Source organism: Rhodanobacter sp. B04 (genome assembly GCF_002001125.1).
Classification (GTDB): Bacteria; Pseudomonadota; Gammaproteobacteria; order Xanthomonadales; family Rhodanobacteraceae; genus Rhodanobacter.
Window position 1 is genome coordinate 351561 of the sequence record NZ_MUNV01000005.1, and the last position, 22028, is coordinate 373588.

Sequence of the window (22028 nt, forward strand, 5' to 3'; positions counted from 1 at the left end):
TCCGCCATAGCCAGCTGCCTTTCTGGGAAGTCAGCTAGTGGGACTCTCGCTCACCCCCGAAATGATCCTGGTACTCGGGCTGGTGGGCTTCACCATGCTGATGCTGGTGCTGGAGTGGATCCGCGCCGACATGGTGGCGCTGCTGGTGGTGGTGGCGATCGGCCTGACCGGACTGATCCCGTCCGACCGCGTGTTCAACGGCTTCGCCGGCAACGCGGTGATCGCGATCATCGCGATCATGATCATGGGCGAGGGCCTCGACCGCGCCGGCGTGCTCAACCTCACCGCGCGCTTCGTGATGCGCATGGCGCGCGGCGTGGAATCGCGCCTGGGCCTGGTGATCAACCTGGTCGCCAGCCTGTTCAGCGCAGTGATTCCCAGCCAGGCGCTGGCTGCGCTGATGATCCCGGTCAGCAGCCGGCTGTCAGCGCGTACCGGCGTGCCGCTGTCGCGGCTGCTGCTGCCGATGGCGTTCTGCATCCTCACCGCCACCAACACCACGCTGATCGCGAACTCGCCGCTGATCGTGCTGAACGACCTGATCGCCAGCGCCAACGTGAACCTGCCACCGGGCGCGCACACGATCCCGAAGTTCGGCCTGTTCAGCGTCACCCCGATCGGCTTGGCGCTCGCACTCATCGGCGTGGGCTATTTCTATTTCTTCGGACGCAGGCTGCTGCCGGGCCACGAGGACGAACGGCTGAAGGTGACGCCCGGCCGCACCGAGAGCTACTTTGCCGAAACCTACGGCATCGGCGGCGAGACTGCCGAACTCACGGTCACTGCGGAGAGCCCGCTGGTCGGCATGAGCATCGGCGAAGTCGAACAGTTGCATGGCGCACCGCTGATCCTGGCGATCAAGAGCGGCAACGATGCACGCATGGCGCCACCGGCCGACCACGTGATCTGGGTCGGCTCGGTGCTCGGCGTGCTTGGCCCGCGCGACCAGCTGTCCCAGTTCGCCAACAACCAGTTGTGCAAGCTGTCGACCCGCATGCGCCAGCTCGGCGAACTGTTCAACCCGAGCCGCGCCGGCATTTCCGAAGTGGTGATTCCGCCGGTTTCGCGTTTCATCAAGCAGACCGTGGGCGATCTGCGCCTGCGCAAGCGCTTCGGCATCTCGGTGCTGGCGGTGACTCGCGGCGAACACGTGTACCGCGACGACGTGCGTGCGGTGACCCTGCGTGCCGGCGACACCGTGGTGCTGCACAGCAACTGGCGCGACTTGTCGCTGGCCGCCGAGGACAAGGACCTCGTCGTCGTCACCGACATCCCGAAGGAAGAACAACGCCCCGGCAAGATCTGGCAGGCGGTGGGTTTCTTCGTGATGGCCAAGTGCCTGGCGCTGTTCACCAACCTCGACCTGTCGGTGGCGATGATGACCGGCGCGATCGGCATGCTGCTGACCGGCGTGCTGAACATGGACGAGGCGTACAAGGCGATCAACTGGAAGACGATCTTCGTGACCGCCTGCCTGATTCCGCTGGGCTGGTCGATGGATTCCACCGGCACCGCCGCATGGATCGCCCAGGTCGTGTTGCAGCACCTGGGCGGCGCCTCGCCATGGGTGCTGCAGGCATGCCTGGCCATCCTCACCCTGCTGTTCTCGCAGGTGATGTCGAATGTCGGTGCCACCGTGATGATGGTACCGATCGCGATCAGCGTGGCGGTCGCCACCGGCGGCAATCCGTCCGCCTATGCACTGATCGTGGCGGTGTCCTCGTCCAACACCTTCCTGCTCAGCTCCGGCCATCCTGCGCTGATGATGGTCACCGGCCCCGGCGGCTACAAGGGCAAGGATTTCCTGCGCGTCGGCGCGCCACTGACCCTGCTGGTGCTGGTCGTCACCCTGGTCGCGATCAACCTGTTGTTCCACTGACCGCGCGCCACATGCTGCATCTGCGCCTCAATCCCGTCCGAAGAACGCCGCGAACGCAGCAACCGTGCGCTCCACGCCATCGTCGTCGATGTCCAGGTGCGTCACCAGCCGCAGCGTGGGCAGGTAGCCGATGCTGATGCGGATGCCGGCGGCACGCAGATGGACGTCCAGATCGCGCAGGCGTTCGGCGGGCACGTTGACGAACACCATGTTGGTGAACTGTCCGAGCAGATCGATGCCGGCGATCTCGCGCAGGCGTCCGGCCAGGTAGGCCGCACGGCGGTGATCGTCGGCCAGGCGTGCGACATGATGGTCCAGCGCATACAGGCAGCCGGCAGCGAGAATGCCGGCCTGCCGCCAGCCTCCGCCAGTCACCTTGCGCCAGCGTCGCACCTTGTCGATCAAGGCGTGCGAACCGACCAGTACCGAACCGACCGGTGCGCCCAGTCCCTTGGACAGGCACACCGAGACGGTGTCGAAATGCCGTGCGATCTCCCGCGCCGGAACCCTGCAGGCCACCGCGGCGTTGTACAGGCGCGCACCGTCCAGATGCAGCCCCAGTCCGTGCGAACGCGCCACATCGTGGGCAGCGGTCAGGTATTCGAGCGACAGCGTGCGGCCATGCCAGGTGTTCTCCAGCGCCAGCACGCGGGTGCGCGCGAAGTGCGGGTCGACCGGCTTGATCGCCGCCTCGATGCGATCCAGCGGCAGGCTGCCATCGGCGGCCTGCACGATCGGCTGTGGCTGGATCGAGCCGAGCACGGCCGCGCCGCCGCCCTCGAACTTGTAGGTGTGCGCATCCATGCCGACCAGGTATTCGTCGCCGCGCTCGCAATGCGCCAGCAGCGCGAGCAGGTTGGATTGCGTACCGCTGGGCACGAACAGCGCCGCGTCGAAGCCCAGGTCATCGGCCATCCGCTGCTGCAGCGCATTGACCGTAGGGTCCTCGCCGTAGACGTCGTCGCCGACTTCAGCGGCCAGCATCGCCTCACGCATCGCGGCAGTTGGGCGGGTCACGGTGTCGCTGCGCAGGTCGGTCACATCCACGGCAGTGCCTCTCGATCAGGAAACCCCGCCAGCTTGATCGGTCGCGCGAAAACGAGCAACCGGCCATCGCCGCGCATACCCGTTCGGCAACCCTGGGCAGCCGATCTCCAGTAGTAGCATGGCGACATTCGCGATATGCCGTTGTGCATCCAAGGGGGCTCTGGCCGTGTCGATCCTGCGTCTGTACCTGCGCGTGCTCGCGCTGCTGGCACCCGAACGCAAGCTGGCGATCACCCTGGCCCTGGCCAATCTCGCCCTGGCCGGAATCTACTTCCTCGAACCGATGCTGTTCGGCCGCGTGGTCGATGCGCTGGCGTCGCCGCAGGCGGGCAGCGCACCACGGCTGATCGCGTTGTGGGCGCTGGCGGGTTTCGGCGGCGTGCTGGCCGGGGTCTGGGTTTCCCTGCATGCCGACCGACTCGCGCACCGGCGGCGGCTGGCTGCGATCGCCGCGTTTTTCGAGCATGCCGCCGCCCTGCCGCTGGCCTTCCACGGCGAATACCATACCGGCCGCCTCTCGCGGATCATGAACAACGGCGTCGGCAACCTGTTCAACCTGTGGCTGAGCTTCTTCCGCGAGCACCTCGCCACCCTGCTGTCCATCTTCGTGATGGTGCCGATCGCGCTGGCGATGAACTGGAAGCTGGCGCTGCTGATGATCGCGCTGATGCTTAGCTTCGCCGTGTCCAACGCGATCGCGGTACAGCGCACGCACAATGCCCAGGGCGAGGTGGAGGAGTTGCACCACGAGATCGCCACGCGCGCCGGCGACGTGTTCGGCAACGTCACCGTGGTGCAGAGCTTCACCCGCCTCAGCGCCGAGGCGGCTGCGCTGAAGGAGATGATGCGGCGCGTGCTGGCGGCACAGTATCCCGTGCTGCGCGGCTGGGCGATCCTGTCGGTGCTGAACCGCGCCGCCAGCACGCTGACGATCGTGGCGATCTTCGCGCTCGGTGCCTCGCTGCATGCACGCGGCGAAGTGACCGTGGGCGGCATCGTCAGCTTCGTCGGCTTCGCCCTGATGCTGATCGGCCGGCTCGAGCAATTCGCCAGCTTCATCTCCGGCCTGTTCTTCCAGACCCAGTCGCTGCACGACTACTTCGCGGTACTCGACCAGCGACCGGCGATCGTCGATGCACCTTCTGCCAGCGTGCTGCCGCGCGTGCGCGGCGAGGTGGTGTTCGATCGGGTCAGCTTTGGCTACGACCCGGTGCAACCAGCACTGCACGAGCTGAGCTTCCGCGCTGTACCCGGCAGCACGATCGCGCTGGTCGGCCCCACCGGGGCCGGCAAGAGCACCGCACTCAGCATGCTTTACCGCGCCTACGATCCGTCCGGGGGGCGCATCACCATCGATGGCCAGGACATCCGCGCCGTCACGCTCGACTCGCTGCGCCAGAACATCGGCGTGGTGTTCCAGGACCCGGGCATGTTCTACCGCTCCATCCTCGACAACCTGCGCGTCGGCAAGCCCGATGCGAACCTCGCCGAGATCGAGCAGGCGGTGGCCGCCGCCGAAGCCGCTGCGTTCATCGCACGCAAGCCGGAAGGACTGGAGACGCTGGTGGCCGAGCGCGGTCGCTCGCTGTCCGGCGGTGAGCGCCAGCGCCTGGCGATCGCCCGCGCGATGCTCAAGGACGCACCGATCATGGTGCTCGACGAAGCCACCAGCGCGCTGGACAACGCCACCGAGGCACGCATCCAGCGTGCGCTCGACGCGCTCACCCGCGGCCGCACCACCTTTGTGATCGCGCATCGGCTGTCCACTGTGCGCAATGCCGACCTGATCCTGGTGCTGGAGCAAGGGCGCCTGGTGGAACAGGGCCGCTTCGACGAACTGATACGACAGGGCGGCCTGTTCGCGCGACTGGCCGAAGACGGCAAGTTCGCCCCGGATGCCATGCCTGCAGGTGATGTCGACGCGGAGACTGCCGAATCACTCGCGAAAATCGACTGATCCGAAATACCGGCCGCACGAACGTGGCCACCGAATGCGCCGCTTGCCCGGAATACGGACGCCGCTTATCGAACGATCTCGAAATGCACCATCAACCAGCCCGCGGAAGCGCTGAGATAGATGCAGACGGCCAGCCAGAAACCAAAGGAATCCTTGTGCCAGATGTGCTTGTTCATGCCTACCCCCCGAGGTATGCGAGCCACGGCACCGATCAGGCGCTCGTACTCGACACTTGGAACAAGCCAGCTTCGTACCAGATCTCCAGGATTTCGGCTCGTTTCGACCCGGCACGGCAGAATCGCGGCGGCCATCACACTACGTGTGTGCTATGCCACACGCTTCATGGCTATCAGCCTGAACGCAGGTCGATGTGAGCCGCCGTCAACCATGCTGCAAGTACTGCGCTGAACTGGATGCACTGACCAAAATGGTCGCCCACTGCCACAGCAGGTCAGATCGGGACCATCAGGCGTGCCGGCGGAAATACAGCCACGCCGCCAACGCCAGGATCACTGCCGGCAACAGGTTGGCGACCAGCGGCGGAATGCCGTAGACCGTGCCGAAGCTGACCATCGCCTTCTGCAGGAAGTACCAGCCAATCGCCAGCAGCATGCCCATGAACATGCGCTTGCCCAAGCCACCGGAACGCAACGCACCGAACGCAAACGGCATCGCGCAAAGCACCAGTACCAGCACGTTGAGCGAATACAGCGCACGGCCCCAGAATGCGATCGCGTACACGCCAGGACTCTCGCCGTTGCCTTCCAGGTAATTCATGTTGCGGCGCAGGTCGCGCATGGCCAGGTATTGCGGCTGGATCAACGACTCCTGCAACACGTTCGGATCGAGCCGCGATACCCATTGCTCGTTGAGCGCCGTGGTGGTGTGCGTGCCGTGCTCGTCCAGCGTGGTGCTGCGCACCTGGTCGAACACCCATTGCTTACCGTTGTGCTCGGCGGTCTTCGCCCAGTCGAAACGGCTGAGCTGCCCGTCGGCAGTCATGGTGAAAACGCGCACATCCTGCAGCTGCACCGCGTCATGCCCATCCACCTGACGCAGCAGGCTGCTCTTCGCATTGATGAAACGGTCGCCGTCACGCGCCCACAAGCCACTGCTCGTCTCACCGAGCGAACCGGACGAACGCACACGCAGATCCATCGCCTGCGCCTGCTGGTCGCCCCAAGGCGCCGCCGTCTCGCCGAGGATCACCACGCCAAGCGTCACGACCGCGACCACGCCGACGGCGGAAACGGCGATGCGCAGCTTCGAAAGGCCCGTCGTGCGCAGCGCCGTCAACTCGCCACTCGCGGCGAGACCGCCAAGGCCGAGCAGACCGCCGATCGCCGTCGCAAAGATGAACATCTCGTACAGGCGCCGCGGAATGGTCACCAGCACGTACACGATGGCATTGCTCAGGGTGTAGCCGTTCTTGCCGATATTGCCGAGCTGGCGCAGCAGTTGGAAGACCGCGTCCAGGCCGGCCAGCACCAGCCACACCGTCAGCAGCGAGGTGAGCACCGTGATACCGATCAGCCAGTCGACGCGCTTGACACGGAACATACCCATCAGACAGCCGCCTTTCGAAGCTTGCGTGCCACGTACTGGCTGCGGAACATCCAGGCGGCAAACAGGAACACCAGCAGGCTCACGAACCACATCGGGCCGGCATGATGCCAGTGGCCCTTGGCGATCTGTCCGCGGCACAGCGCCAGCAACAGGTAGTACGCGTAGAAGCTGAGCAGCGCCAGCAGCAGGCGACCGAAACGCGGTTCGCGCGGGCTTTGCCGTGACAGTGGCAGCGCCAGCATCAGCAGGACCAGGCTCATCGCGGGCGCAACCGTGCGCCAGGCAAACTCGGCCCGCGCGTCGGCATTGTCCGTGCGCATCAGTGTGAAGGTATCCATGCTTGCCGCCGGATCCTCCGAGTTGTCCGACTGCACGTTGGACAGCGAGGCGTCGTTGCGCTCGTACTGCATCTTGCGCCAGTTGTCGGCACCCAGCGGTATCTCGTATTGCCAGCCGTCGTAAAGGGCGAGGAAGCGGTCGGTACCGCTGCTTTCCTGATAGAGCTGCCCGCGCTTGCCGGTGATCACCTTGAGCTCGCGGCTGCCATCCTTGTTGGTGCGCTCCCGCGAGATGAAGGTATTGCCGAGCACGCTGCCGTCGCGACTCAGCGTGTCGACGAAAATGATGCCGCCCTTGTTCGGCAGCGGCGTGAATCGGCCGGCATCGAGGCCGGCCGCGATCACGGAACGGTTGGCTGCGGCCACCAGGTCGTCGGAGGTGCGCGCCGCCCACGGCCCGAGCCAGAGCGAGACGATGCCGACCAGCAGCATCACCACGATCGCCAGCAGGGACATCGGTCGCAGCAGGCCGGCCGCCCCCATGCCCGACGAGGCCAGCACGTGCATTTCGCTCTCGCGGTACATGCGGCCGAGGCCATACAACACACCGATGAAGGCGGACAGCGGCAGCAGCGTGGGCAGGCCCTGGATCATGTTCAGGCCCAGCACCTGGAACATCACGCTGGCCGGGAAGCTGCCGTTGGCCACCTGCTTCAGCACCTGCGCGAAGGTGGTGCCGGACATGATGGCCAGCAGCACGATCGCGGTGGCGAGCATGGTCTGCCCCAGCTCGCGCAGGAAATAGCGGTCGAGAATGCTCAGCATGCGATAAACTTGTCCGCTTGTTACCTGATTGGCCCGGCTGGGCCGACAAACCACGAGTTTAGCCTGTCCGGCCCTGGCCGGGCCCATACCGGAACCACCCCGATGACACTCCAGTTCAGCCTTGGCACCGCCGCCCCCGAAACCGTTGATGCCGCCTGCGTGCTGATCGGTGTGTACGAACACGGCGTGCTGACCAGCGCCGCCGCCCGGGTCGACAGCGCCACCGACGGGCTGATCAAGCGCCAGGTGGAGAGTGGCGACATCAGCGGCAAGGCCGGCAGCACCACCCTGCTGTTCGCGCCGGCCGGCGTCGCCGCGAAGCGCGTGCTGGTGGTCGGGTTGGGCGCGCAGAAATCGTTCGACTCGGCGCGCTTCCAGAAAGTGAACCTCGAAGCGGCACGTGTGCTGGGCAAACTGCCGCTCACCGAGGCCGTGTCGTATCTGACCGAAGTCGACGTACCGGGCCGCGACCATGCCTGGCGCGTACGTGTCGCCGCACTGGCCAGCGACCATGCCGCCTACCGTTACACCGCCACCTTCAAGCCGCGCGACAAGAGCAAGCAGCCTGAACTCGGCGCCATCACGTTTGCCGCAGGCGACGACGCACACGCCGGCCTGGACCAGGCACGCGCGATCGCCGAAGGCGTGCGCTTCGCCCGCGACCTGGCCAACCTGCCGCCGAACATCTGCAACCCGGCGTATATCGCCGCGCAGGCACAGGCCTTTGCCGAAGGCAAAGACAAGGTCAGCTGCAAGGTGCTCGACGAGGTCGAGATGGACAAGCTCGGCTTCGGCTCGCTGCTGGCGGTAGGCCGCGGTTCGGTCAACAAGCCGCGACTGATCGTGCTGCAGTACCAGGGCGGCAACGAAGGCGACAAGCCCTACGCGTTTGTCGGCAAGGGCGTCACCTTCGACTCCGGCGGCATCAGCCTGAAGCCCGGCGCCGGCATGGAAGAGATGAAGTTCGACATGGGCGGCGCCGCCGGCGTGCTTGGCGCGTTCGTCGCGGCGGTGAAGATGGGCCTCAAGCTGAACCTGGTCTGCGTGGTGCCGAGCGTGGAGAACATGCCCGACGGCGACAGCTACCGCCCCAGCGACGTGCTGACCAGCCTGTCCGGCCTGACCATCGAGGTACTCAACACCGACGCCGAAGGCCGGCTGATCCTGTGCGACGCGCTCACCTACACCGCGCAGACGTTCCAGCCGCATACCCTGATCGACGCCGCCACCCTCACCGGCGCCTGCGTGATCGCGCTGGGCAAGCACGCCACCGGCCTGATGAGCAAGCACGACGATCTCGCCGCCGAACTGCTCGCCGCCGGTGAGGCGACGCTCGACCGCGCATGGCGCCTGCCGCTGTGGGACGACTACCAGGCCCAGCTCGACTCCGGCTTCGCCGACGTCGCCAACATCGGCGGCAAGAGTGCCGGCGCGATCACTGCCGCCTGCTTCCTGTCGCGCTTCACCGACGGCCAGCGCTGGGCGCACCTGGACATCGCCGGCACCGCCTGGGACGAAGGCCGCAAGGGATTGGCCACCGGCCGCCCGGTCGCGTTGCTGGTGCAGTGGCTGTTGAACCAGAAGTGAGTAAAGAGGAGTGAGAAAATAGCAAGTCCAAAGCCACTATTCTCACTTCTCACTTCTCACTTCTCATTCTTCGCCCTATGCCCCGTGCCGATTTCTACCTGATCGACAAGCCGCGCTTCCGCGAGCAGCCGTTGCTGCTGGTGTGCGAGCTGGCGAAGAAAGCGTTCGCCACCCAGCAGCCCACGCTGATCCTGACCCGCGACTACGCGCAGGCCGAGGCACTCGACGAGCTGCTGTGGGCGTTCGACGAGGACGCGATGATCCCGCACCAGCTGGCCGGCGACGATGACGATGCGCAGACCGCCGTGCTGATCGTGCCGCCGGGCATCGACAGCGAGGATCGCCCCTTGGTGATCAACCTGCGCGAAACCTGCCCCACGGGCCGCTACCAGCGTGTGCTGGAAGTGGTCGCCGCCGAGCCGGCCGAACGCGATGGTTCGCGCACCCGCTGGCGCGAATACCAGCAGCGCGGTTTCGAGCTGCACAAGAACGACATGTAGGTTCAGCCCGGCTCGGCGCCCTTGCCCGCCACAACCTGGGCCAGGGCAACAGCCAGTTGTTCACCGGTGAGCGGTTTGCGCAGAAAACCGTCCATGCCTGCCGCGCGGGCGCGCGCCTCATCCCTGCTGCCCGAGCGTGCGGTCACCGCGATGATCGGCAGATGCCGGCCGGCCTGCTCGCGCTGGCGGATCAACCGGGCAATCTGGAACCCGTCCACACCGGGCAGGTCCAGATCCAGCAGCACCGCATCGAAACGCGCCAGCGCCAGCTCGGCCAGCGCGGCGAGGCCATTGATGACATGCACCACGGCATGCCCCTGCCGTTCCAGCAGGCCGCCGATGACCGCCGCCACGATCGTGTCGTCCTCCACCAGCAGCAGACGGTAGCGACGGCCTTTCTGCTCGTCCGTTGGCGATGCCGGCTGCGCCTGTGCCGGTTCGGCCAACGGCAGACGCACGCGGAAGGTGCTGCCATGCGCGAGGCGCGATTCGAGCTCGATGCTGCCACCCATCATCTCCACCAGTTCGCGGCAGATCGCCAGCCCCAGCCCGCTGCCGGCACGGCGCTGTGGACTGTCGGCCTGTTCGAAGCGCTGGAACAATCGCGCCTGGCTGGCTTCGGGGATGCCCGGCCCGGTGTCGCTGACACTGAACAGCAAACCATTGACCACACACTGCGCACGCAGCGTCACGCTGCCCTGTTCGGTGAATTTCAGTGCGTTGTTGGCCAGGTTCAACAACACCTGCTTGATCCGCACCGCATCGCCGATCAGCCGCGGCGGCAGATCGTCGGCGACCTCTAGCACGAAGCGGATGTGCTTGGCATGCGCCATGCCCTGCTCCAGCTGGGCGACATCGTCGAGCAACTGGCGCGGGTCGAACGGGGCCGGCTCCAGCTCCAGCTTGCCGGCCTCGATGCGCGCCAGGTCCAGTGCATCGTTGAGCAGTTTCAGCAGCATGCCGCCGGAGCGCTGCATGGCCTGGGTGTAGTCGTGCTGCAACGGATTCAGCGGCGTGCTCAGCAGCAGTTCGGCCATGCCCATCACGCCGGTCATCGGGGTGCGGATCTCGTGGCTTAGCGTGGCCAGGAACTGGGTCTTAGCCGCACTGGCCGCCTCGGCCAGCTGGCGCTGCTGCTCGACCAGCTGCACGTGGTGGCGTTGCGCGAGCCGGCGCCGCCAACTGCGCAGGATCAGGCCGATGATCGCAGCCACCAGCAACACATAGGCCAGCCATGCCCACCAGCGCTCCCATGGAGCCGCCTGCACCCGGATATCCAGCGGCGCAGCCACGCCCCATTGTCCGTCCGCGCCGGTGGCATGCATTTCCAACGTATAGCTACCTGCCGCCAGTCCGGAAAATTCGCGCGAGCCCACGCTGCCGACATCGATCCAGTCGGTGTCCAACCCGCGCATGCGAAAACCATAGTGGTTGGCGCCCGGGTCGATGAACGAGGCCAGCCGGGTTTCGACATGCAGGTCGCGATCGTCCCAATACAGCTGCAACGGCCGATCCAGCGGCAACGACTCGATACGTCCATCGCGTCTTACCGTGACCCTGGTAAGAGTCAGTAGCGGTGTCGGCCCCGGCTTGTCCGGTTTCATCAACAGCTCCGGCTCGAACGCGATCACCCCGCCACTGCTCGCGGCAAACAAGGTGCCGTCCGCGGCCATCTCGGTCGAGCCGTTGGTGAACTCGCTGTTCGACAGACCTTGTGACGGACCGAAGGCGACGAACTGATGCGTCTTCGCATCGAATCGCCACAATCCCGGATTGGCGAACAGCCACAGCCGGCCCTGGCGGTCGACGCGCATGGCCATCAGATTCTCGACAAAGGCCATGCGGCTGATGTCGACGACCTCATCGCGCAATGCACGGCCATCCACATCCTGGTAATGCTGCAGCGCCTGGTCGGTCGCGATCCAGAAGCCGCTGGCATCGAAAGCGAAAGCGAGAACCTCTTGTTGCGGGACGCCTGGCACGAAGGCCAGCTGCTGATCCTTTCCCTCACCGCGCAGCAAGCCGCCACTGCTGGCATACCACAGGCGACCTGCGTGAAAACCGAGCTGGTCAGGAAACCGGACGTTGGCCGCCACGTTGGCCGGCAAGAGCGGCCTTACGGCCAGGCTATCGGGGTCAATGACAAACACGCCGTCGCCCCAGGACGAGGCGTAGATGCGCCCATCAGTGCCTGCTGTCAGCGCAGTGGGGCGGCGCATATGCGTCTGCCCGGGCCCCAGCACGATGAGCTGGCCATGGTCATAGCGGTAGAGCTCACCGGGACCGGCCATCCACAACCGGCCAGCGGCATCCTCCGCCAATGACGCGAGGTTTCCGCGCAGCCCCTGCACGACATGGGTGACCTCGCCGGTGGCTGCATCCAGCTTGTCCACCCAGCCATTGAAACCGCCCACCCACAACTTGCCATCGCGGCCCAGCAGCAGCGACAAGGCGGCAATGTTCGACAGGCTGCGCGGGTCGTCGGGAACATGGGTGAAGCGGGTGAAGCCGCTCCAGCCTGGCGGCAGATAGGCGATGCTGGACTGGTCGAAGGTGAACCACAGGCCACCTTCGCGATCACGCAACACCTGCCACAGGCGATCGCTGGGCAGTCCTCCCGGCAGCAAAGTCTGACCGGGAATGTGCTGCAGCGGGCCGTCGCCGTCATCCAGCCAGACGCCGCTCAGGCTGCCCATCCACAGCCGGCCTTGCGCATCGCGCGTACTGCTCAGGATGCGCTGCGAGGACAGCTGCTGGCCTGCCAGCGGCCGCGCCACCCCATCGGCACCGACCACCAGCAGGCCGCCGGTGACTGCCACGCGCACTTCGCCGCGGCCGCCATCGATACGCCAGACACTGCCGACTTCACCATGAAACGCCGGATCCAGCGGCACGCGCCGCAGCATGCCATCCGGCCGCCGCAGGTACAGCCCGCTCTCGGCGCCAATCCACAGGCTGCCGTCGGCCTCGGCCAGCAGGGCCCGGGTCGAGCCGAACGATTTCGCATGCGTGCCATCGACATCCAAGGGCACGTGGTCGAAACCGCTGCCATCCGCCCGTGCACGTTCGAGCCCGCCCTGTGTGGCCACCCACAGCTGGCCATCGGGCGTCTGCGCGATGCTCCACACTTCGTTGCCGGCGAGGCTGGCCGGATTGCCGTCGTCATGCTGCCACTGGCGGAAGCGGCCAGTCGCCTGGTCGTAGACGATCAGACCGGTGCTGACGCCGCCGGCCCAGATCCGGTTGTCGCGGTCCACGAACAAGGCATAGGTCTGATTGGCCGGCAGTGAGGACGGATCGTCCGCCACGTGCCGGAAGACCTTGAAGCGGATGCCGTCGTAGCGCACCAGCCCCGCGGAGGAACCAAACCACATCAGGCCATGGCGATCCTGCGCGACGGCATAGACCGCTCCGCTGGGCACGCCATCGGCCACGCCATAGCGCCGGAACTGCGGCGTCGGCAACGGTGTGGCCTGCGCCGAGACCGAAGCGGGTGGTGGCGTGGTCGCACTCAGCGCGGGTGCCGCAACGCCAAGCACCACACTCAGCCACCATGCTGACACCATGAAATTCGCTCCCCAAGGCATGACGGCGCTCGCCATCATGTTCGCGCAGATCGGTGGCCGCGTGATCTTGGCCCATACGCGCCAGTTGCCGGCACATCATTTGCCATCATGCCAAAACCACCACGCCAGTGCGAACCGGTGCGTCATGACTTCCACGATGTTCCACCGACCTGGGCGTGCCGCCGCCGCGCAACCAGGCCTTCAAGCCGGATCGCGCAACGCCGACACGGGTGCCACCATGATCTGCAGCAAGACACCAGCCAACTGCTCGCCGGTCAACGGCTTGCGCAGAAAGCCATCCATGCCTGCCGCGCGGGCACGCGCCTCGTCCTCGCCATCCGATCGCGCGGTCACCGCCACGATCGGCACCTGCCGATCCTCGCCCGCACGCTGGCGTATCAATCGGGCGATCTGGAAACCGTCCACACCAGGCAGATCCAGATCCAGCAACACCGCATCGAAACTGCCGTGCTCCAGCTCGGCCAACGCCGCCAGGCCATTCACGACATGCACCACCGCATGGCCCTGCCGTTCGAGCAGACCAAGGATGACGGCGGCGACGATCGCGTCGTCCTCCACCAGCAGAAGCCGATAGCAACAACCGGCACCGATCTGCGCCGGCAGCGGCGACGATGATGCCGACTCAGGCGCGGGCAACGGCAAACGCACATGAAACGTGCTGCCGTTGCCCAATTGCGACTCCAGCTCGATGCTGCCACCCATCATGCCCACCAGCTCGCGGCAGATGGCCAGCCCCAGTCCGCTGCCGGCACGGCGCTGCGGGCTGTCCTCCTGCTCGAAGCGCTGGAACAGCCGCGCCTGGCTCGCCTCGGAAATACCCGGCCCGGTGTCGCTGACGCTGAAGCGGAGGTCCTCGGCCACCCGCTGCGCATGCAGCGTCACGCTGCCGCGCTCGGTGAACTTCAATGCGTTGTTGACCAGGTTCAGCAATACCTGCTTGATCCTCACCGCATCGCCGACCACCCGCGCGGGCAGGTCGTCGGCGATCTCCAGCGCGAAACGGATATGCCTGGGCTGCGCCAGGCCACGCTCCAGCTGCGCGACCTCCTCCACCAGCTGGCGCGGATCGAATGGCGCCAGCTCCAGCTCCAGCTTGCCGGCCTCGATGCGCGCCAGGTCCAGCGCATCGTTGAGCAGCTTCAGCAGCATGCCGCCGGAACGCTGCATGGCATCGGTGTAGTCATGCTGCTGCTGATTGAGCGGCGTGCTCATCAGCAATTCGGCCATGCCCATCACGCCGGTCATCGGGGTACGGATCTCGTGGCTGAGCGTGGCCAGGAACTGGGTCTTCGCCGCACTGGCCTGCTCGGCCAGCAGGCGTCGTTGCTCGGCCAGCTGGATCTGGTAGCGATGCGCCATCCGGCGACGCCATGCCAGCAGCAGCAGCCAGCCCAGTGTCGCCGCCAGCGATGCATAGATCAGCCAGGCCCACCAGCGCTCCCATGGCGGCGCCTCGACATGAATGCGCAGCAGTGCCGGGCGTTGCGTCCAGATATCGCGCGCACCGGAGGCCATCACATCCAGCGTGTAGTTGCCGGCGCTGAGTCCGGCGAAATCACGCTCGCCGTGATTGCCGGTATCCACCCAGCCGCTGTCGAAACCATTCAACCGGAACCGGTAGTGGTTGTCTGACGGATTGAGGTAGGAAAACACCCGCGCCTCGATCTCTAGCTGGCTGTCGCGCCAGCCGATCTCGAGCGGCTGCTGACCGAGCGGCAAGGTTTGTATCTTGCCGTGCCGGCGCACGCTCACCCGGGTGATCGACAGCTGCGGCTCGCTCGCCGGCGCACTGACGCGATCCGGATCGAAGGCCATCACGCCGCCCAGGGTCGCCGCATAGATGTAGCCGCTGGGCATGTAGGCGTAACCACGCGCGAACTCGCCATTGGTCAGGCCGTCCTGCAGACCGAACGCACGGAACCGGTTGCTGCGCGGATTGAAGTACCACAGGCCGTCATGGCCGAAGATCCATACCCGGCCCGAAACATCCACCCGCAGGTCGGTCACGTTGCCCGAGGGCCAGCCGTGCTCCACGTCGATCCGCTTGTCCAGCAGCAGGCCATCGCCGCGATAACGATAGAACGACAGCCCGTCGGCGTTGGCCACCCACAGGCCATCCTTGTCGAAGTCGAATGCGTCAACCGATTGCCCGGCAGGGCCACCGGGCACCATCTCGAAGCGGTCGTGCGACGCGTTCAACCGCATCATGCCGCCGTCGCTGGCGTACCAGAACACACCATCCTTCAAGGTCATCTGACTGCCCCAGAGCACCTTGTCGCTGACACCGTCGAGCGGCACCCGGGTCACCGCCAGCGTTTCCGGATCGATCCGGAACACGCCTCGGCCAAAGGTGCGCGCATACATCTGGCCGTCCGGACCGGGCTCGACTTCCAGCGGCCGCTGCAACTGCGCGGCTGCGGGATCGACCTGCTCGACCTTGCTGCCGGTGATGCGGTACAACGCGCCCTGCACGGCAACCCACAGGCGCTTTTTGGCATCCTCGGTCATGCCGACCACATCGCCGTGCAAGCCTGACAACGCATGTTCGACCTGGCCGGTCACCGGGTCGAGCCGGTCGATCCGGCCGCCGCGCTGGCCGACCCAGACATGGCGACCATCCTTGCCGCGTGCCATGGTGGTCGCGATGGCATCGCGCAGGCTGGTCGGTTCATCCGGGACATGGGTGAAGCGGCTGAAGCGGTTCCAGCCCGGCGCCAGATAGGCCACGCCACCGTCGTAGAGGGCGACCCACAACCCGCCTTCGCGATCGGTCATGAGCTGCCAGATCCAGGTACCCGGCAAATTGCCGTAAAGCGACGGCCGGTCCATCACCGCCGTCACCGGACCATCTGCGCTGGCCTGCAGGAACAGGCCTCTCTGCGTCCCGATCCAGAGTCGACCCACCGCATCGCGCACGCTGCTCATCACATTGGTGGCGGGAATCACCGCCGCGGCAAAACGATGCGCCACGCCATCCTTGCCGATCACCAGCAGGCCGTCGGTGGCGGCGATGCGCACTTCGTCGCCATCGCCATCGATGCGCCACGCGTCCACCGTCTTGCCGCCATCTTCCGACGGCACGCGGCTGATCTTCCCGCCGGCCTCGCGCACGAACACGCCACGGCTGCTGCCTATCCACAAGCGTTGATGCGGATCGACATACAACGCGGCGACCGTACCGAAGTCATCGGGCTGTGCACCCAACAGCGGATTGACCACGTGCTCGAAGCCACGCTCGTCCGGTCGCATGCGGTCGAGTCCGCCGGCACTGCCTACCCACAGGGTACCGTCGCCGGTCTGCGCGATCGCCCAAACGCGATCGCTGGCAAGGCTCGCCGGATCGGCCGGATCATGACCCCAGTGCTCGAATCGGTCGGTGTCCGAATCGTAGCGGTTCAGGCCAGCATTCAGGCCGGCAGCCCATAGCCGTCCCAGCCGATCGATCTGCAGCGTGGCGATGCCGTTGTTGTACAGCGAGCCCGGATCGTTCTCGGCGTGGCGATACACCTTGAAGTGGGCGCCGTCGAAACGCGCCAGGCCACCCTTGGTGCCGAACCAGATCGCGCCCTCACGATCCTGCACCACGGCATAGACATTGATGCTGGGCAAACCCTCGGCGGTACCGTAGCGGCGAAACTGCGGAGTCGGCAGCGGGACGGCTGGCGGCGCCGGCGGCGGCAGCTTGAGCGAGGTAGGTTCCGGAACCGCATGCGCCGCCATTTCAGGCGCAGACGTGCCCAGCAACATCGCCATGCCCAGCAGAAATGCCGCCCCCATGAGCTTCCCCTGATGCCCCAGCCAGCCGCGGCGGCTAGCCAGGATGGAGTCCGTTCCCGAACCGTCTCCCGATCATGCCAAAACCCGCCGCCCGCGGCGAGCATCCACGTCGCAGGCGCTACACTCGCCGGCATGTCCCGGCGACTTCGATTGCTGCTCACGACCCTGGCCGTAGCCGCGCTGCTATGGCTGCTGTTCGCCGCTGCCGAGCGCGCGCTGGCCCTCGCCCAACGCTTCCTGGCCCTGCCGGCATGGCTGCAATGGACACTGGGCGGCCTGCTCACCCTGTTTGCAGGTATCGGCCTGAGCGTGTTGTGGTGGCTGCTGCGCCCACGTCGCCGGCGGCGTCCGGCGCCCGCGCCCGATCGAAGCAGTCTGGAACAGCGCATCGGCCAGTTGCGCGAACACGGTGCGGATACCGGCACACTCACCGCCGAGCTCGGCGAACTCGATCGCCGTCGCGCCAGTGCGCGCATCTACATCGCCCTGTTCGGTGAAATCTCCACCGGCAAGACCACTCTGGTCGGCGCCCTGGCGCCGCATGCCAAGCTCGTCAGCGATGCACGCGGCGGCACCACCCGCCACGTTGGACATTACGACGGCAGCCTGCCGGATGGACGCAGCATGGTGCTGGCGGATGTGCCCGGCAGCCGCGAAACCGGCGGCGAAGCGTTCGAAGCCCTGGCGCGCATGGAAGCGCTGCGAGCGCATGCCGTGATCTACCTCTGCGCCGGCGATCTCAACCGCGGCCAGGCCGACGAACTGCGCTGGCTGGCCGACTTCGGCAAGCCGCTGCTGCTGGTGCTGAACAAGGCCGACCAATGGGACTCCACCGAACGCGAGCTGTTGCTGGCGCGCCTGCGTCGGCATGCACGCGGCATCACCAGTTCGGTGCTGGCCATCAGCGCCGGCGGCAGCGAACGCTACCAGCGCCAGCTTGCGGACGGCAGCACCGAGTCGGTCGAGCGCCAGCGCAAGCCCGCGATCGAGCCGCTGCTGCACGCACTGACACGGCTTGCTTCACAGGGTGGCGAAGCGCTGGAAAACCTGCGCGAGCAGGCCGTGCTGGCAGGCCTGCATGAACGCACCGGCAGCCTGGAAACGCAGACCCGTGCCGAACAGGCCGAACGCATCGTGCGCAAATACGCGCGTCGCGCGATCGTCGGCGCGCTCGCCGCGGTCGCCCCGGGCAGCGACTTGCTGATCCAGGGCGTGCTCGCCGCCGGACTCACGCGTGCCCTGGCCGAGCTCTACAACGTGAAGGTCAGCGACGTGCAGGTCGAGGACTTCGTGCAACAAGCCCGGCTTACCCTGCGCACCGGCAGCTCGATCGTGCTGGCCGTCGCCGGCAATGCGCTGAAGGCCTTCCCCGGCCTCGGCACGCTCGGCGGCGGCGTGCTGCATGCATTCGCCTACGCGCTGATCTTCGATTCGATCGGCCGCGCGCTGGCCGCCTCGCTGGCCGAACGCCACGCGCTGGACCAGCACGACGCCGGTGCCCGCCTGAGGGTCTTGCTCACCGACGCCGACAGCAAGCGGCTGCGCCAGCTGGCCGCGCTGACGATGGATGCGGTGCGCCAGCGCGATACCACCGACTAAATTGCCGAGCTATCTCCGCTTATGGCTGTTCGCTCGGTGCATCCAACTACCTGGAAGTTTTCGCTGGTGATCGACAAGCGAAACACTTCGGCACCAACTCAGCCATACGAACTGGCGGATCGCCTTTATGGCGTACCGGCGAACGCCGTGCGCAACCAGTCGTGCATCAGCCGGTAGCTGCGCGTGGCGGCACGTTCGTCGTAGCGGCAGCCGGCCGAGTTCTCGCCCACTTCGGTGAAGCAGTGCACGGCATGACCGATCACCACGAACTGCCAGTCGGCCGGACTCATGCGCATCTCGTCCATGAACTTGTCGGCGTCCGGCATGGTGCCCTTGTCGTCGGCACCGTTCATCGCCAGCACGCGCGCCTTGATGTGCTTCGCCAGCGCCGGATCGTCGGTGGTCAGGCCGCCGTGGAACGACACCACCGCCGCCACGTCGGCGCCGCTGCGTGCGAGATCCAGCACCGCCGAACCGCCGAAGCAGAAGCCGATCGCCGCCAGCTTGCCGGGATCGATCGGCGCACTGCCCTCCTGCGCCTTCAGCTGGGCCAGTGCCTCGTTGACCCGCTTGCGCATCAGCGCGCGATCGCCGTACAGCGGCTTCACGGCGGCCTGCGCCTGATCGGCATTGCCTTGCTGCGGGCGCACGTTGGCGCCGTACATGTCGGTGAGCAGGATCACGTAGTCCTTGCCGGCGATCATCTCGGCCTTGCGCACCGCGGCGTCGTTGATGCCGTACCAGTTCGGCACCATCACCAGACCCGGTCGCTTCGCCATGCTCGCATCGTCGTAGACCAGCACGCTGTGGAAACGTGTACCGTCGAGCGTCCATTCGACCGGACGCTGCACCATCTTCGCCTGCGCAGTCAGGCTTGAACCAGCCAGCAACAGCAGAAAGCAAAGTCGGGCGATGCGCATGGCAGTTTCCTCCAGGTGTTGGCTTACCCGCACTGCGGGATATGGAAAATCAGAGTCCGGCGGCGTGTTCCGCGATACGCCGTTTCAGTGGAGCGAGACGATCGAGCAGGCGCACGCCCAGTCCACGCGCAGCCACCAATGGCGCTGACTGCCATGCATAGATGCGTGCCAGCGCATCGAAGCCCAGCGCATCGAGCGTGTCGGCACTGCGCCGGCGGCGTGCGTAACGGCGCAGCACATGTGCGGCGCCGATATCGCGACCGGCATGACGCGCTGCGAGCAAGGTGTCGCGCAACTCGACCACGTCGCGCAGCCCGAGGTTGACGCCCTGCCCGGCCAGCGGATGCACCGCATGCGCGGCATCTCCGAGCAGCACGAAACGCTCGGCCTGGTAGCGTTCGGCCAACTGCAGCTTCAGCGGAAACGCCGCACGCCGTGTCACGGCAACGATCCGGCCCAGGCGGAAATCGCTGGCTACACCGAGTTCGTTCATGAAGTCCTGATCGGCCAGTGCAAGCACGCGTTGCGCCTCGGCTTCGGGCAACGACCACACGATCGAACTGCGCCCATCCGCCAGCGGCAGCAAGGCCAGCGGCCCGCTCGGCAGAAAACGTTGCCAGGCGGTGTTCTCGTGCGGCCGCTCCGTGCGGACGTGCGCCACCACAGCGCGCTGTGCATAGTCGCGACCACGTGTTGCGATGCCGGCCAGCTGGCGCAGCGGCGAAGTCGCTCCATCGGCAGCCACCAGCAATCCGGCAGCCAGTGTTTCACCATTCGCCAGTTCCAGCTGGATGCGATCCTCGCGCGCCTCGAAATCCTTTACTTCGGCCGGGCACAAGCGACGCACGCCGGCGGCTTCTAGCGCCTGCCACAGCATCCACTGCACCAGGTTGTTCTCGACGATATAGCCGAGCAGATCGTGTCCGTCGCTGGCCGCATCGAAATCGATCGCCGCACCACTTTCGGCATCCCATACAAGCATGCGTGCATACGGGCCGACACGTGCTTCACGTATGGACGTCCAGATGCCCAAGTCATCCAGCAGCGCCAGCGAGGATGGCGCGAGACCCACCACGCGCAGATCGACTTCATCGCCCATGCTCCACGCCGTCGGCGCGCGCGCCTCCAGCAGCGCGGCACTGAAGCCGGCGCGTGCCAATGCCAGTGCAGCAGCGGCGCCGACCATGCCGCCGCCGACCACCGCGATGTCCAGTGCCGATGCGCGACGGCGCGGCGCGACTTCCTGCATTGACGCGCTCATGGCAGCCGCTCCAGCACCGCGTGCGGCGGTTCACCGCGAAAACCCATGCCGCGGCGTGCCAGTGCACGCTGCAGCGGCGACACCCGGTCGCAGGCCAGCAAGGCCAGCGAGCGAAGCGGCGCCAGCAGGGGCTGCGGCAAACAGGCCAGCCGCACCAGGCCGTGGCTCATCGCCATCGTTCCGTCGCGATCCGGTGCACGCCGCGCGGCATAGCGCTCCAACAGATCCGAAGCACCCGGATCCGGAGCTGCCGCCACCAGTTCGGCCAGCGTCAGCGCGTCACGCAAGCCCAGATTGAAACCCTGCGCGCCGATCGGATGCACCGTTTGCGCAGCGTTGCCGACCAACACCGCACGCGGCCCGATCAACTGCGCCGCGGCGACACGATGGATCGGATACGGATGACGCCGACCAGGCCGCGTCAGGCGACCAAGGCGCCAGCCGAATCGGCGCTGCGCCAGCTCGATGAAACCCGCGTCATCGAGCGCGGCAACCGCATCCGCCTCGTCCGCCGCCACGGTCAGCACCAGCCCGCAACGGCGCTCGGCCAGCGGCAGCAGTGCGATCGGGCCGTCATCGGCGAAACGCTCGTAGGCACGGTTGGCGTGGTCGCGCTCCGGCATGATCGTGCAAACGAACAGCGTCTGCCGATAGTCATGCCGCTCGGCCTCGATGCCGAGCTGTGCGCGCACGAACGATCCAGTGCCGTCGGCTCCGACCAGCAGCGGCGCGTCGAGACTGCGCATGCCGTCGACCATGGCGATTTGCGCACGCCAGCCAGCGGCCAGCGGTTGCAGCGCGGACAGGGTCGCAGGTGCCAGCCGGGTCAAGCGGGTGCATGCGTCCAGCCGCTGCAACAGGGCCGCGCCAAGTTCGCGCGCCGGCAAGGTCCAGCCCAGCGCATCGACACCCTGCCGGTCCGCGTCGATGCGCGCACTGCCGAATTCGCCGGATCGACTGACATGGATATGCCGGATCGGCGTGGCGCGGGCCGCAGCGTGGCGCCACACGCCGATCGCATCGAGCCCGTTGACGGTGGCCCGGGCCAGCGCCAGGTTGCGTTCGTCGTAACTGGGCTGGGCGTCGGTGCGCGGCGCGGCGGTCTCGACCAGGGTGGCCGCGATGCCGGCGGCATCCAGCGCGATCGCCAGGCTGGCGCCGACCAGGCCGCCGCCGATGATCAGGACGCCGGGCTCGTTCATGGCGGGAGATGCGAGGTCATTCATGGGTCGATGATACGCGCGG

The 22028-nt window shown here is 66.6% G+C and carries 13 protein-coding genes; 5 read left to right on the plus strand and 8 right to left on the minus strand.

The window, feature by feature from the left end:
- Positions 1-61: 61 nt before the first annotated feature.
- Positions 62-1879, plus strand: a complete 1818-nt coding sequence (locus B0E46_RS01575; RefSeq protein WP_077553938.1) for an SLC13 family permease — start codon at positions 62-64, stop codon at positions 1877-1879.
- A 27-nt stretch (positions 1880-1906) separates the two neighbouring features.
- Here the strand turns inward: B0E46_RS01575 and ltaE are convergent, their stop codons facing one another.
- A complete protein-coding gene (ltaE, locus tag B0E46_RS01580; protein ID WP_077553939.1) occupies positions 1907-2926 on the minus strand; it encodes a low-specificity L-threonine aldolase in 1020 nt (339 codons plus the stop codon).
- A gap of 166 nt (positions 2927-3092) precedes the next feature.
- Here ltaE and B0E46_RS01585 point away from each other — a divergent pair, with 166 nt between their 5' ends.
- Entirely contained in the window at positions 3093-4883 is a 1791-nt protein-coding gene (locus tag B0E46_RS01585) for a glucan ABC transporter ATP-binding protein/ permease (RefSeq protein ID WP_077553940.1), read from the plus strand.
- Between the two features lie 465 nt (positions 4884-5348).
- Here the strand turns inward: B0E46_RS01585 and lptG are convergent, their stop codons facing one another.
- Together lptG and lptF are read right to left on the minus strand one after the other, a co-directional pair.
- The gene (gene lptG, locus B0E46_RS01590; protein WP_077553941.1) at positions 5349-6449 is read right to left on the minus strand and encodes an LPS export ABC transporter permease LptG; all 1101 of its coding nucleotides are present in this window, start codon (positions 6447-6449) and stop codon (positions 5349-5351) included.
- Positions 6449-7552: an LPS export ABC transporter permease LptF gene (lptF, locus tag B0E46_RS01595; protein WP_077553942.1), complete on the minus strand. Its 1104-nt coding sequence runs from the start codon at positions 7550-7552 to the stop codon at positions 6449-6451. The genes lptG and lptF overlap by 1 nt, the downstream gene beginning before the upstream one ends.
- A gap of 102 nt (positions 7553-7654) precedes the next feature.
- Here lptF and B0E46_RS01600 point away from each other — a divergent pair, with 102 nt between their 5' ends.
- Positions 7655-9139 (plus strand): leucyl aminopeptidase, encoded by a 1485-nt coding sequence (locus tag B0E46_RS01600; protein ID WP_077553943.1) that lies wholly within the window; start codon positions 7655-7657, stop codon positions 9137-9139.
- A gap of 77 nt (positions 9140-9216) precedes the next feature.
- Positions 9217-9639, plus strand: coding sequence for a DNA polymerase III subunit chi (locus B0E46_RS01605; RefSeq protein ID WP_077553944.1), 423 nt, complete (start codon positions 9217-9219; stop codon positions 9637-9639).
- A gap of 2 nt (positions 9640-9641) precedes the next feature.
- On the opposite strand, the gene B0E46_RS01610 is transcribed toward B0E46_RS01605, so the two are convergent.
- Both B0E46_RS01610 and B0E46_RS01615 read right to left on the minus strand, forming a co-directional pair.
- A complete protein-coding gene (locus tag B0E46_RS01610) occupies positions 9642-13205 on the minus strand; it encodes a hybrid sensor histidine kinase/response regulator (protein ID WP_077553945.1) in 3564 nt (1187 codons plus the stop codon).
- Positions 13206-13406: 201 nt separating this feature from the next.
- Positions 13407-17003, minus strand: a complete 3597-nt coding sequence (locus B0E46_RS01615) for a hybrid sensor histidine kinase/response regulator (RefSeq protein WP_077553946.1) — start codon at positions 17001-17003, stop codon at positions 13407-13409.
- 132 nt (positions 17004-17135) lie between these two features.
- On the opposite strand from B0E46_RS01615, the gene B0E46_RS01620 reads away from it, so the two are divergent.
- Entirely contained in the window at positions 17136-18602 is a 1467-nt protein-coding gene (locus B0E46_RS01620) for a GTPase (protein ID WP_077553947.1), read from the plus strand.
- Between the two features lie 125 nt (positions 18603-18727).
- Here B0E46_RS01620 and B0E46_RS01625 read toward each other — a convergent pair whose 3' ends face one another.
- The 3 genes from B0E46_RS01625 to ubiH are packed head-to-tail and all read right to left on the minus strand — an operon-like array spanning position 18728 to position 21985.
- A complete protein-coding gene (locus tag B0E46_RS01625) occupies positions 18728-19522 on the minus strand; it encodes a dienelactone hydrolase family protein (protein ID WP_077553948.1) in 795 nt (264 codons plus the stop codon).
- Between the two features lie 49 nt (positions 19523-19571).
- Positions 19572-20783, minus strand: coding sequence for a UbiH/UbiF/VisC/COQ6 family ubiquinone biosynthesis hydroxylase (locus tag B0E46_RS01630; RefSeq protein ID WP_077553949.1), 1212 nt, complete (start codon positions 20781-20783; stop codon positions 19572-19574).
- Positions 20780-21985 (minus strand): 2-octaprenyl-6-methoxyphenyl hydroxylase, encoded by a 1206-nt coding sequence (gene ubiH, locus B0E46_RS01635; protein WP_254425001.1) that lies wholly within the window; start codon positions 21983-21985, stop codon positions 20780-20782. The genes B0E46_RS01630 and ubiH overlap by 4 nt, the downstream gene beginning before the upstream one ends.
- Between the last annotated feature and the right edge of the window lie 43 nt (positions 21986-22028).